This is a genomic window from Alteromonas sp. C1M14, assembly GCF_018860965.1.
In the GTDB taxonomy this organism is placed as follows: Bacteria; Pseudomonadota; Gammaproteobacteria; order Enterobacterales; family Alteromonadaceae; genus Alteromonas.
This window is the reverse complement of sequence record NZ_JAHKQF010000008.1, coordinates 217,535-230,129: the sequence shown is the minus strand read 5'-3', so window position 1 is coordinate 230,129 and position 12,595 is coordinate 217,535. Positions and strand designations below refer to the sequence as shown.

The window sequence follows — 12,595 nt, the reverse complement described above, 5'->3', positions numbered from 1 at the left end:
TCCAGTTCCATCGTAAGTCTCTGAATGTCCATACTTGGATCTACTAACTCAAACTTTTTTAGTATGGAATGAATATTGCTGATAACCATGGGTTAGAAAACCTCAATGTCTAATTAGGCAGGAACTTCATCGTGAAAAGTGTATTCTCATTCCATGGTACAACTGCAGTTCCCCTTGCTAAAACGGCTAACAGGTTACAGCTGGTGGTAGCGCTCGTCATTTTCGTTTCAGCAGTGACATGTCTCTACTTAGCAACACGCTATTATCAATTTGCCAAGATTGGCCCTTTGTCTCATCAAGGGTTTGTCTCCGCGGTAATGGACAACGCCCAACCAACAAAGCGCCCAAATGACCATATTGTCCAATTACATGCTCTTCACCAGGCTCTCCCCCGTGACGGAAGCATATCACTGGCGCTGGCTAAAGCTTATTCGCTAAAAGGGCTTGGCACTAAGGCAGGCCTAGAATCAGGGGCATTGGCCATGCAGTACGTCATGCAAGCTGAAGACGCTCAGCCAACACATTACGAAGCGTTTGCAGTAAAGATGGCGATCACTGAGATGTTTACTTCTCACAAACCGCTGGATATCAATTCATTGGAAAACGGCCTTGTACTTGCCCCGTTTGAATGGGAAACCCAATCCATTGTAGGCCCGGTGTTGATCGCCCATTGGTATGAACTCCCCTCCTCGATAAAACAAAAAGCCAAGCCTGTGATACGGGGGGCATTACGACAAAAGCCTACCCGCGAGCGGCTTATTGCAACGATGGAGAACACTCGCATTGTTGCACCATTTGTGGGGTTATCACCAGGTAAATGGATCACCAAACGATTACAAAGAATTGAACAAACCGTTACTAACACCGATGTATAACCGAAAGGGAAATACCATCGTTGTCAGTCTCTTGGTAGTTGTATTTGTGGTGGCTCCTTGGCTACATGGGCTCGACCTTATATGGGAACAACTTACCATTGCAGGCACGGCACTGTTATTAGCTAGTTGGCAAACTCTCACTCTGTCAGCGCCACATTCGCCTAATGAAAAGCGGGCCATGTGGTTGTGGCTTCTTTGGATTGCATACTGTGCCCTTTATCTTATTCCCCTACCCGCTGGCGTTATCACATTTCTGTCACCACAAACCATCGTGTGGTATGACACCTATGCCCATCATGCTCAGCCCTATCTCACGGTTTATTGGCAAGCATCCCTTATTGAATGGATAAAAATACTTGGGCTTGGCTGTCTTTTTTTCGCTTTGATACATTATCTGCGTCGACCCCAGACCATATACATACTCATGGGGCTTCTCTTATTCGGGGCTTTATTAACGGCGCTATATTCAGTCGTTAATTTTGCTACCGCTGGGGCTTATGAATGGGTGGACGCCGTACCACCTTGGACATTTTCGTGGAAAAATGGGATCCGAGGCACCTTCAGCTACAAGAATCAATACGCGGTTTATATTGCTCTGGCGTGTTTGATCGTTATCGGCTTGTTGTGTGATGGCAAATATTTAAAAATGCCCAAATGGCTTATTGTTACCTTAATTTTATGCCTTTGCTTACTGGGATATACCCTATTTAATACCAGTAGCCGCGGCGCCTTGGTATCACTGATAGCAGGCATGGGGCTCACCGTGTGCATACAGGTAGTGCGTGCACCTAATTTACTTAAACGGTGGTTAACAGGAAAAACCATCGCAGTGACGGTGCTTATCTCCCTTATGTTGGGCGCTGGTTTTGCCCAGTCATCAATCTATCAGCGTTTTTCCAAAGAGAAGCTTGACGATAATGGCCGCATTGAACTTCGAGATACAGCCTTTGCCGTATTTAAAGATCATCCTGTGGTGGGCACAGGACTAGGCACCTACCCCTATATTCAACATGTATACAAAACCATGTTGCTTGGCAACACTAAGATGTCAAAGCGCGCTCATAATGACTATTTAGAAACCATGGCGACGACGGGACTTATGGGCTTTTTATTTCTGAGTATGTCTATTGGCTTCTTATGGCTCATGTTATTTCGCCATACCCATACCAGAATGTATGGGGCTCTCTTTGCGTGTCGCGCCGGTGTTATGACCTATTTGTTTCAGGCCTCCTTTGACACCAATGCAGGTATTTACTTTTTACCGATTGTATTTGTCACCCTGCTTACCATGGGGTTTGTGATAACTGAAAGGTTTAATATCAAAGATCGAGCTTCTCGTACTGCTTTGCAGAAGCAGTAAATACAAACCCAGCCCAATATCGAGGATCTCTAAAACGTCTTTTGTGTGAGAGCTTTTGCCGCGCAACCAATAGAGCTTGGGCAATGTCGCCCCCATTTTCAGCGGTGGCTTGGTAGAAAAATGCCATAAATTCTGCCGTGGCGCGGTCGGGAACTTTCCACAGCGTAGAAATTGTCGCCCCAGCACCTTGATATAAAAAGCCACGACTTAAGCTTCGCATACCAATACCTCGATACGCTCTACCCATTTCTGTTTCACACGCGCTGATAACGACCAATCGGTTGGAAAATGTATTTGAAAACAATGCTTCGTAGGAAATAATCCCTTTTTCATGAAGATTATTTTCATCATACGCGGTTACCAGCCCCACCATATCAGGGGCTTCGGGTGAATAAAACGCGTGGCTCCCCACGTGAAGTAACCGGGCATGGCGGGCCGTTGATGACACCAGATTCTCGTTGGTCGCCTGATGATCACTATAGGAAACCACCTCCCTATCCGGAAACGCATGAGAAATAGTTTCATTGGCAAGTGCAGTCCAAGGCAGTGGAGGAAAACCTGCCCGCCACTGCATTGCCTCACTACCTTGAATTTGACTAGGCGATGGGTTTGCAGGGTTGGTAAAGGTGACGGCCAATCCATTGTTATTGTCTTTATTTTCAGATTGAAAGTAATCAAGTAAAGACACCATGTGAATTAACGATAATTCTTGACCTAGGTAGCGTGCTTGGGTTTTGTCTCGTAAAGCAGCAAAGGACATATTTCGCCACTGCCCTTCTGGCAATAAATACAGGGTCTGAAAGCCATGATAGCGAAACAACAATGAACGAATGTCATCGGTGGTTTCCCCTTCATTTTCGGAACATGTTCCTTCGATATAGGATGATGCAATTAAATACGCACAGTGCTTTTCTTTTAAAGAAAATATCTTTAATAACGCCCGTTTAGTGCCTAGAGAACGCTGTAAATCAGCTAACGAAGGCCACTTGCTTGTGGCCGATATAGACTGAAAAGGATGTTGGGATAATAGCATCTGTTCAGATTTTACATCGTGCACTAACCATTGGTTGTCGGTGTAATGGCCTGGCATGCCATCGTTCAATTCCCAAGATGGATCTAACACCGAAGGATCCCCGTCTACCTGCTGGCTAGACAACGACATCCTATGGCGCTGAAACATGATGCTGGCAAAGCGTTCTGACAAAATAAGGGCTTTTTCGATGTCTTTGTCGTTGCTACTCGGCAATAGCCAGGCAATATACCGATTAATGAGTGAACGCGACTGGCTTAGCCAACTCATTCCTACGTCATTACTTTTAAACTGGGTTGACGCGTCGACAATTTCCTTAAATGCTTGTGCAAAAATACTATCTATCTGCGAGACAGTATTGGCTTTTTCTTGCTCATTAAGCAGTAAGGCTAGCTTAATATTAGCAATAGCTAATTTCACAGAAAGGGGATACGTGGCAAACGACTCGATACGGGAGATCAACCCTTGGGCAAGATCCAGGCGCTGATAACGTTGCAAAACCACCAACCAATCACTGTAGATCTGCACGCTTTCTGTGGCCGAAAAGGTTTTATCAATATCATCTATGGCTTGATGGTATTCATCTTCATTAAAACTGCCCACCTGTGTATAAGCTTGCCACTGAGCGTCAAATACCCGGGCCAGTATGCGCTGTTTTTTATTTAACGGTAAAGCTAGCACTTCATCTAAGTAATATCGGGCACTCTTCCAGTCTTGTTGGGCTGCCCTTAACCGCACTAATGACAATAACGTATGAACATAATCTTCAGGCATAACCTGTAAATTGGCATATTTGAGCGCCTGTAAATAGTAACGCTCGGATTTGGCAAGATCTCCCACCAGCAAATAGGCGCGACCCAGGTTACTGTAGCTCACCGATAACTTCTCTGGTACAAGATGGTGAGTGTGCTGAAACACCGAAGCTCGTAGGGCCGATAAATAACCTGGCAAATTGCCCTGCCGTCGATAGACCCAGGCTAAATTATTGGTGAGATCATCTCGCATCTCATCTTCTCTAGCTCCCCCACTTGACGCCAAACAATCAATGCCATCGTTAAGGTGTATTTCAGTGCTCGATAAATCAGATTGAATACGATAATAACTGGCAAAACCATTGTTTATTTCGGCGCAAATTAAAGGCTCCGAGTACTGTTCGGTTAACTGATTTGCTTGTTGAAGGCGAAGAAACCCTTCTTCTCGTTGCGCCGAGCTATTGTTACTTAACACTTGGCTAAACCCGCAATATGTCAACAGCACAACTTGTTGCTGTGGGGAGGACATGACGTTTTTTTCGCCAAACTCATCGCACAATGCCAAGGTCTGGCGGTAATGCTGCAATGCAAACTCACTTTGTAGTTGTGCTAATATTGCCGTATGTTTTTCCCCTGCTGACGCCGCTGGCCACTGTTGAATAAATTGCCCGGCTTGCAAGGCTGCCTGCTGATAATCCATATTGGCCAAATAGCCAAGAATTAGACGCAACGCAATGTCTTTTTGCAGCCTATTGCTGTCGGTTAGCAGTGTTTGTATTTTTTCGAGGTATGCTGTAGAAAGATCGCGTTTTTGAGATGCCATACGAAGATCAAAATCGGCGAGCATAGACAATACTGTCACCGCATCCGGTGTATCGCTGGCTAAGGGTAGCGACCTATTTTCTGTGCATTGAAAATAGCTGCCGCTATCTTGTACGACACGAGTATATTGTTGCCAAGAAGGGGTGATATCCGCGCAGACATTCTCCGCAGCGTTAGCAAAACTGGCGCAACAAATTACGCCAATGGTTATCACGTACCTTACGACCCAATAACATCTCAACGCCACAACAATCCTCGTCTTTGTTACTCTTTAGTCATTATCGCGCCAACGATAACTTGTCATCACGATCTCGCTTGGATCACCATCTCCTTCGCCACTGCCATCGCGCAACCAAGCCAAAGTGGAGGTGTAATCTCTAGCAGGCTTGCCATTTAGTTCAAATTCATGGGCCACAATGGATACACGCAAAGATTTAAATCCAGCGACGTCTGTGCCTAACTTGGCGCTTAAAGGAATGGTGTTAGAAATAAAAATACCATTTGGATCGATGACTTTAAATTCACTGTTCGACATAATGGCTTGTGCAGTGCCGTTCCACAAACCGCCTAGACTAACCCCATAAGTATTACGTTTAGGATTATAGACAAATTTCACCGGATAGTTTTTCCCCAGCCCTTCGGGATGATAGCTACTTAGTGAGGGAACAATACTACGGTGATTAACATAGCTTACGCCTGCTTTTGCCGTTGCCCAATACCCGTCTTTATATTCACCCATTTTCTGCTCCTTGACATAACATGTCAGCCATAGTTAAAACCTGTGGTTCAGGTAACTTTAGTGTCCGGCAGGTGACGGCTAGATCAACATCGCTGTCTACAGCCCCGGTGTTTTTGTCGTTATTTTCTACCCCTTTGTGCATGGCGTAAGCCAATACCTCCGCAACGATAATACTGCCAAGTTTGCCCAACCGGTGTCCAGGGTTATCGACTTGCGCTGACGCTTCTGCCAGCACGTAAGGCCAAAGAGGCAGACGGTTATCTTCATATAGTCGATAAAACGTGGAGGTTTGACTCATAGGGTCAATTTTAAGCTCTTCGAGCACCTGATTGCTTTCTTTTACAGTTAACCCCGTTTGCTGACATAACCATGGATAATTGTCCATGAGGTAGCGTTTACATTCATGCACCGTCGCTAACGCGACTTTTTTACCGGCAAGAATATTGCGCTCTGCAATATTTCGGTTAACCGGCACCTTGCCCATACCGGCCACCACGATAAGGTTAATAGGCTGGATCTCTTGGGCATAATCACCAAAAAATAACGACCAATCGATACCACCAATCGGCTTACCGTTAAAAGGTTGATGGGTAAGTAACGCATGCAGATTAAAACTGTCACTGGCCGTTAACTTGTAGGTTTCCCGCACCATGCTATGGCCAAAACGAAACGCGCCATGGCTAAACTCCAACGGTACACGGGCTAACTGATCGGTAAAATGAATAAGTCGTTGCTTTGGCTCTGTGGAGGCAAAATAGTACTGATAAACAGACTTATCTAGTAAGGCTTTTAACCATTCTTGCTTTACTAGGTGATGAAAAAGCTGCGTAGTGAGCCGGCGCGCTTGATAGAAATAGCGCCCATCATCCCATAAGTGGGGTAACGGCTGCGTAGAAAGTGTGTTTAAAATATTATTGTGAATACGTTGCCACTGCACATGGAACTGCAAAATAATGGCATTATCATTATTGCGAGGCTCGGGTAAAAGCGGGGTTTGATGACTGTCTCTCAGGCAATCCCAAGAGTTGTCGGGCAAACGAAAAAAGCCACGTTCATCCACATAAATATGCGAAGGAAGCCCTTTTTCAACCCCGTAAAGACTATCGAGATTTAAACATGGTGTGACCTTGCGTGATGAGTAATGATTCTGATTAGGATGGGTAGGCTCTACAATATCGTGGGCAATCCATTGTCCCCAATAAGTATACCCTGCGGGCAATTTTCCGTTTAAGGGGATCATTGGCTTAACCCCTACCGAAGGTGACGCCGCGGTAACAGGCGCAGCCACGTTTTGCCGTAACAAGGCCAAGGCGTCAGTGTCAAAGGAACCTTCGGTGTCATCGGCAATGGGATCAGACCATGGGATGATCCCTTCGACCATTTGCGCTATTTCTTCACTGGATGGTGGCCTACATGTTGATTTGCCAAAAAGATAGTCCTTATCTTCTACGTCCATCCTTATTCCTTCAACACATCCAAGGAAAAGCGGTTAATCTCAGTGCGTTCGCTGGATAAAGTCAGTTGATATCGGCCTGACTCAACAGCATCTTCGTATACCAGAAGTGAGATTTCACTATTTTCGTTCGGGTAGACCCATGTCGTAAAAATAGTCTTTCCACCTTCCTCTTCCAGCACGGCTTTCACGGCGCCATTGAACGAGGGTGGCGCATCGCTAACCACGACTTTAAAGGCTTCTCCTTCTGCGTACGACAAAATAACGGGTTCGGTCACATGGCTTCTAAAATCTTCCAGATACACAATACCAGGACTTACCGAAGTAGGCGTAACCAATACGCCGGGCAACCATATCCAAAATGCCGCTGCTGCCGCTAAACTCAACATCACGGAAGCACCCAGCTTTTGCCGGCGTTTGCGTAACTGTTGCACCCTAGATTGGGTGCTCATGCCTGCGCGAAGAGTATGAGCCAGTATTACCTGCTCGGTTTTGTGGGGATCACAAAGCATGCTGTTTTCGAAGTCGATTTCTTCTTCTGGGGATAATTTTTTCGCCAGATAATCCTGCAACTGCTGTTCATCAGCCAATTGAATGTCAGACATAATCTTCAATCTTCATTGTTGATGGTCTGCCCATATGCGCCATCATTCTTACTAGGAAAGTGATGGGACAATGCAAAATCTCTCACATCCATCAATAATTTATGCCTTTGAACACTGTCATCGCCTTGAATATGCGTTAATGGGATCAGCATTGCTAATACCACCACACCATTGATGACTTGTCGGAAATCGGCCCCGTTGTCTTCATGGCTTTCAACCAGGTTTTTCAGCCGTTGGCGAGCTCTAAATAGCACACGATCAAAATGCGCTGGGGTTAAATCAAAATGGGCGCATATGGTTTGCTTATCTTCATCGTGTAAATAGTAACGCGTCAGAATATCCCGATCCCGGTTAGTCGACATTTGCGCTAACAACGACCTGACTAAACGAGCCACGTCCTCCTTTTGCACCGTTTGAAGTAAACCCGATGAAGTATCTTCAAACGCATCACAATACTCTGTGTTATCAGTTTGTCTGCGACTTTGCTGACGCCGATAAGCAATGAGTGTGTTGATACCTGTTTGACGAATAAAAGACGCCAGCGCGTTGGCATTTCTTAGATCACCGTTTCGCAATTTACGAAGTACAATAACAAAACTATCCTGAGCGAGATCTTCAGCCAGACTCATGACTTCCGTCTGCCTATAAAGAATGAACAGCAAGCCTTGATAATAAAAGTCCACCAGTTGCTTTTCTGCTTGTCTGTCGCCTTGAACGATTCGTTCAATAAGTTCCGCTGCCGGCGTCACGCGCATTCCTAAATTTGATTAACTAATGGGTAAAGAAGATTGCTCCCAACCTTATCGGGTAACGGGTGTTAAATCAACGCTTATGTGCCGTTTTAGGGGCTCCCTTTACATCGCTGGAAATGACAAAAAATACAACTTTTTTCTTATTTTGGTGAGAGAGTCATAAATTTCGTGTCACTCATTTCTATACAACAATACACATTAGAAAATAAATAGATTCAGAGGGTGCTATGCAGGAAAACATAATCGCTGTGGTCATTCATGGTATCCATGACCAAGAACCTCTACTTGCCGCCAGTGTGAAAGCACAGGTAGAGCAACAATTCCAAACTGAGAATACACCACGTAATATTCATTATTTGGCGATTCATTGGTTATGGATGACAAAGATGCCCCTTCAACGTGATCCGTTGGAGTCTAACCGGTTAAAAAGTGAAATAGATTACAATGCGCTGACAACCTTTTTAAAAACGGTTTGTCCGGAGATTCCTTGTGATGACAATATAGCCTTGGATCAATGTAAGTTGCTGCACGCCGTGGTGGAGCAAAAAATTGAGGCCGCTATAAAGGATAATCCCACCCTTAACGATGACACACTTGTGGCATTATTTGCTGATGCCCAAGGAGAACATGCCAACCTTCGTTTTTGTTGGAAAGCCCCCGCATTGCAGGTACAAAAAACCAGCCCCGTCTACAAACTCGCTCCCATACGAATGGAATTGCAAAGCGCCAACGATAATATTAATCCTGACCTTCTGTGCAGATAAGATGGCTTTCGCTTTAGGGGAACAATAACTGCTGAGTGCTTCGTCAACGTAGAAGCATAAAAAACGGGCAACGCAACTGCTGTTGCGTTGCCCTTAGATAGCGCCAAACTTACACCTACGCTTATCCGCGAAAAGCGTAGGTAGGCATAAAATGAGGTGGAGCCAGCCATAAGCCGGGTTCTGTCATGGGCAATCATTCCTCTAGGCCTGCAATCACTCACAGGCTCAAGCAACCTACCCGCCTTCCGTGCGGGCCGCACGTATCGAAGGCCTATTTGGTCTTGCTCCGGGTGGAGTTTACCTTGCCACAAACTGTTACCAGCCGTGCGGTGCGCTCTTACCGCACCCTTTCACCCTTACCGGCACTTGCGCGCTTAGGCGGTTTACTCTCTGCTGCACTTGTCGTCGGCTTACGCCGCCCAGACGTTATCTGGCACCCTGCCCTGTGGAGCCCGGACTTTCCTCTCCTTTCTTGCGAAAGCAGCGATTGCCAGGCCAGCTCCGGCGGGCATTCTACTCGAGTTTAGCCGCAGAAGCGACTGTTAGTCTTTAAACAATAAGTGCGACGGCTTTTTTGCATCAATTACCCGGCGTGATAGCGTTGTGATAAACATCTTGCACATCATCACAATCGTTAAGCATGTCCATGAATTTTTCAAACATGGGCATATCATCTTCGCTAATTTCCACTTCGGTTTGCGGTATAAAGCTGATTTCTTCAGCATCGAATGTGATATCGGGGAATGCATCAGCCAGTGCCGTTTTTACACTGTAAAATTCAGTATGCGGGGCATAAACCGTGACTTTTCCGTCTTCACTTTCGACATCGGTAACATCAACATCTGCTTCCATCAATGCTTCTAGTACGGCATCTTCATCGTCACCTGCAAACTGAAATATGGCTTGATGGTCGAACATATGTGATACCGCACCTGGACCACCAATTTTGGCTCCGGATTTAGTAAAACAATTCCGTACATCGGTAATGGTGCGGTTATTGTTGTCGGTTAGACAATCCACAATCACCATACAATTACCAGGACCAAACCCTTCATAGCGGGCGGGAACAAAATCTTCCCCTGCGCCGCCGGCGGCTTTATCAATGGCCTTGTCAATAACATGACTAGGGACCTGATCCTTTTTCGCTTTTTCCATTAAACGCTTCAACGATAGGTTACTGTCTGGATCCGCACCGCCATTTTTCGCACATACGTAAATTTCTTTACCGTATTTGGAATAAACTTTGGTTTTTGCGCCAGCTGTTTTAGCCATCGCTGCTTTTCTTACTTCAAACGCTCTTCCCATGGTATTTCTCTGTATCTTGCTAGTTACAGCCCCGCAACAAATGCCGAGCCAAATAAAAACGGGTGATGAATAGTACCGATTTTGCCTACTTGTTAACAGTGCTGATTAGGTTCAATTAGCACCGATATACGATGATGGACGGCTAAGGCAAGTGTTCCCGAGCCAGGTATTCTCTAGATTGCATTTCCTTTAACCGACTTAAACAACGACGAAATTCAAAATTCAACCGCCCCTCGGTGTATAGCGAGGGTAAAGCCACTTCTGAGGTCATGATCAATTTAACATTTCTTTCGTAAAACTCATCCACCATGGCAATAAACCGTCGAGCGGTATCATCATTATTGGCCCCCATCTGCTTCACGTTGGCGACCAACACAGAATGATAGCAGCGACTCAGTTCAATATAGTCGTTCTGACTTCGCGGCCCCTCGCACATAGCGGCAAACTCAATAGATAGCACCCCTTCGGCATGGCGACGAGTGGGAATTTGACGATGATTAATTTCAATGGTGCTGTTTCTTATTCCTGTTTCCCCAGCCAGCTTTTGAAAATACTCATTGAGATGGGCGTCACCGTCGGCATCAAGAGGACTATGAAAAATCTCGGCTTGCTCAAGGGTGCGCAACCGATAATCAATACCACTATCAACATTGATTACATCGGTATATTTGTTTATTAACGCAATGGCAGGTAAAAAACGGGCCCGTTGTAAGCCATTTTTATACAGTTCGTCGGGCACAATATTGGATGTGGCAACTAAGGTTATTCCTCTAGCAAATAAGGCCTGCATTAAGGTACCCAATATCATCGCATCGGTAATATCTGAAACAAAAAACTCATCAAAGCATATCACTCGCGCTTCATCGGCTAATCGATCGGCGACGATATTGAGAGGATCGGCTTCATTGGGTAATGTTTTCAGTTCATTATGAACCCGATGCATAAAACGATGGAAGTGAATACGCAGTTTACGTTTGAACGGAAGACAATCATAAAAGGTATCGACCAAATAGGTTTTACCTCGTCCAACACCACCGTAAAAATACAACCCTTTCACCGGCTCCGGGGCCTTTTTTTTACTTAATAGCTTAAACACTTTACGCGCTAACCCAGGATGAGTGGGTGACTGATTACACAATTCGTCATACAAACGCTGTAACGCTTTTACCGCTATTTCTTGAGCTGGGTCGTGTTTAAACGTTGGTAACTGAAGATCCTGTTGATACTTTTCCCATGGCGTCATCGCCTTACCTACTCCTGAAAAAACGGGTGAGCAGAAAGTCTGGCTGCGCCGACCTCCTTGAAAAATCAAAATCTGAACTTAAATTACCCACAGAGACGGGTAAAATCGCAGCCGACACTTGCGCGGTTAAATCAAAAACTCAATGGATTATAACTAAGAAAGTGTACTATTTGCTGTATCATACCGCATTGCATACAAGCATATGAAGGGCTACCCGCCTTTATCCTGATAGATTTGTTTAAAAAAACAGCCTATCGGTCATTTGCTTGAAGTAAGTTACACCTTGCGACAATTCGCGCAGCGCATTCACCTTTGATAGTTGCTATAGTCTGTGCGTGTATTAGTTTTACTTTGCTGCTATTTGCTGCACGAAGATACCTTGGAGAGTTTAATGGACGTACTAATCCCCGTGGCCTTGTTAGTTGTAGGCCTAATCATCGGCTTTTTTGCTGCCCGTTTTGCATACAAACGTAATGGCAACGCCACCCCCACTAAACAGGCTGAACAGAACATTAAAGCATTGATGTCTCAGCAAGCTTCACACCATTTGCATCAAACAAAACAGACGGTAGAAGCCATCGAAAAGCATTGCGAGACATTACAACAACAGATCGCCGACTATGAAACCTTGCTGTCACAGACAGACGAAGACGAGGATCCAAAAGTTCCGTTCTACGGCGAACAGGCCAGTACCTACTTACGAAATAATATTAAAGGCAGAGAAAAGGCAACAGAAAAAGTAACGCCAGAGACTCAACCGAAAGACTTCGCCAATGCGGGTTCCGGTTTGTTTGTCGGCACATCCGGACAATCCACCGCAGAAAAAGACTAAAACCGGAACTTTTTTCTATTAGCCTGAGTCTGTCAGTGAAAGTAGCCATAATCGCACGAGACA

11 protein-coding genes and 1 other RNA gene are annotated in these 12,595 nt (G+C 45.3%); 4 read left to right on the top strand and 8 right to left on the bottom strand.

Annotation, left to right across the window (positions count from 1 at the left end; genetic code table 11):
* The first annotated feature begins 131 nt into the window (after nucleotides 1–131).
* Together KO501_RS05725 and KO501_RS05720 are read left to right on the top strand one after the other, a co-directional pair.
* Nucleotides 132–875 (top strand): hypothetical protein, encoded by a 744-nt coding sequence (locus KO501_RS05725; RefSeq protein ID WP_216028687.1) that lies wholly within the window; start codon nucleotides 132–134, stop codon nucleotides 873–875.
* Entirely contained in the window at nucleotides 868–2,235 is a 1,368-nt protein-coding gene (locus KO501_RS05720; protein ID WP_216028686.1) for an O-antigen ligase family protein, read from the top strand. Before KO501_RS05725 ends, KO501_RS05720 begins: the two co-directional genes overlap by 8 nt.
* Here the strand turns inward: KO501_RS05720 and KO501_RS18540 are convergent.
* The 5 genes from KO501_RS18540 to KO501_RS05695 are packed head-to-tail and all read right to left on the bottom strand — an operon-like array spanning nucleotide 2,195 to nucleotide 8,385.
* A complete protein-coding gene (locus KO501_RS18540; RefSeq protein ID WP_216028685.1) occupies nucleotides 2,195–5,053 on the bottom strand; it encodes a CHAT domain-containing tetratricopeptide repeat protein in 2,859 nt (952 codons plus the stop codon). The genes KO501_RS05720 and KO501_RS18540 overlap by 41 nt on opposite strands.
* Before the next feature lie 57 nt (nucleotides 5,054–5,110).
* Nucleotides 5,111–5,578 carry a hypothetical protein gene (locus KO501_RS05710; RefSeq protein WP_216028684.1) on the bottom strand — a complete coding sequence of 156 codons (468 nt, stop codon included), beginning with the start codon at nucleotides 5,576–5,578 and terminating at the stop codon, nucleotides 5,111–5,113.
* Nucleotides 5,571–7,034, bottom strand: coding sequence for a peroxidase family protein (locus KO501_RS05705; RefSeq protein WP_216028683.1), 1,464 nt, complete (start codon nucleotides 7,032–7,034; stop codon nucleotides 5,571–5,573). The genes KO501_RS05710 and KO501_RS05705 overlap by 8 nt, the downstream gene beginning before the upstream one ends.
* A gap of 2 nt (nucleotides 7,035–7,036) precedes the next feature.
* Nucleotides 7,037–7,636, bottom strand: a complete 600-nt coding sequence (locus tag KO501_RS05700) for a hypothetical protein (protein WP_216028682.1) — start codon at nucleotides 7,634–7,636, stop codon at nucleotides 7,037–7,039.
* A gap of 5 nt (nucleotides 7,637–7,641) precedes the next feature.
* Nucleotides 7,642–8,385: an RNA polymerase sigma factor gene (locus KO501_RS05695; RefSeq protein WP_216028681.1), complete on the bottom strand. Its 744-nt coding sequence runs from the start codon at nucleotides 8,383–8,385 to the stop codon at nucleotides 7,642–7,644.
* Between the two features lie 230 nt (nucleotides 8,386–8,615).
* Here KO501_RS05695 and KO501_RS05690 point away from each other — a divergent pair, with 230 nt between their 5' ends.
* Nucleotides 8,616–9,152, top strand: a complete 537-nt coding sequence (locus KO501_RS05690) for a hypothetical protein (protein WP_216028680.1) — start codon at nucleotides 8,616–8,618, stop codon at nucleotides 9,150–9,152.
* A 154-nt stretch (nucleotides 9,153–9,306) separates the two neighbouring features.
* Here KO501_RS05690 and rnpB read toward each other — a convergent pair.
* The 3 genes from rnpB to zapE form a co-directional block, all read right to left on the bottom strand.
* Nucleotides 9,307–9,655: RNase P RNA component class A (rnpB, locus tag KO501_RS05685), an RNA gene on the bottom strand.
* A 76-nt stretch (nucleotides 9,656–9,731) separates the two neighbouring features.
* Nucleotides 9,732–10,457, bottom strand: a complete 726-nt coding sequence (locus tag KO501_RS05680; RefSeq protein ID WP_216028679.1) for a YebC/PmpR family DNA-binding transcriptional regulator — start codon at nucleotides 10,455–10,457, stop codon at nucleotides 9,732–9,734.
* A 142-nt stretch (nucleotides 10,458–10,599) separates the two neighbouring features.
* On the bottom strand, nucleotides 10,600–11,700 hold the full coding sequence (zapE, locus tag KO501_RS05675; protein WP_216028678.1) for a cell division protein ZapE: 1,101 nt from the start codon (nucleotides 11,698–11,700) through the stop codon (nucleotides 10,600–10,602).
* A 391-nt stretch (nucleotides 11,701–12,091) separates the two neighbouring features.
* Here zapE and KO501_RS05670 point away from each other — a divergent pair, with 391 nt between their 5' ends.
* On the top strand, nucleotides 12,092–12,532 hold the full coding sequence (locus KO501_RS05670; protein ID WP_216028677.1) for a DUF1043 family protein: 441 nt from the start codon (nucleotides 12,092–12,094) through the stop codon (nucleotides 12,530–12,532).
* The last annotated feature ends 63 nt before the right edge of the window (nucleotides 12,533–12,595 follow it).

Bases quoted from the DNA above. Each gene is read 5' to 3' on its own strand.
- KO501_RS05720 (WP_216028686.1), top strand. From the start codon at position 868: ATGTATAACCGAAAGGGAAATACCATCGTTGTCAGTCTCTTGGTAGTT.
- KO501_RS05710 (WP_216028684.1), bottom strand. From the start codon at position 5,578: ATGGGTGAATATAAAGACGGGTATTGGGCAACGGCAAAAGCAGGCGTA.
- KO501_RS05705 (WP_216028683.1), bottom strand. From the start codon at position 7,034: ATGGACGTAGAAGATAAGGACTATCTTTTTGGCAAATCAACATGTAGG.
- KO501_RS05700 (WP_216028682.1), bottom strand. From the start codon at position 7,636: ATGTCTGACATTCAATTGGCTGATGAACAGCAGTTGCAGGATTATCTG.
- KO501_RS05690 (WP_216028680.1), top strand. From the start codon at position 8,616: ATGCAGGAAAACATAATCGCTGTGGTCATTCATGGTATCCATGACCAA.
- KO501_RS05680 (WP_216028679.1), bottom strand. From the start codon at position 10,457: ATGGGAAGAGCGTTTGAAGTAAGAAAAGCAGCGATGGCTAAAACAGCT.
- zapE (WP_216028678.1), bottom strand. From the start codon at position 11,700: ATGACGCCATGGGAAAAGTATCAACAGGATCTTCAGTTACCAACGTTT.
- KO501_RS05670 (WP_216028677.1), top strand. From the start codon at position 12,092: ATGGACGTACTAATCCCCGTGGCCTTGTTAGTTGTAGGCCTAATCATC.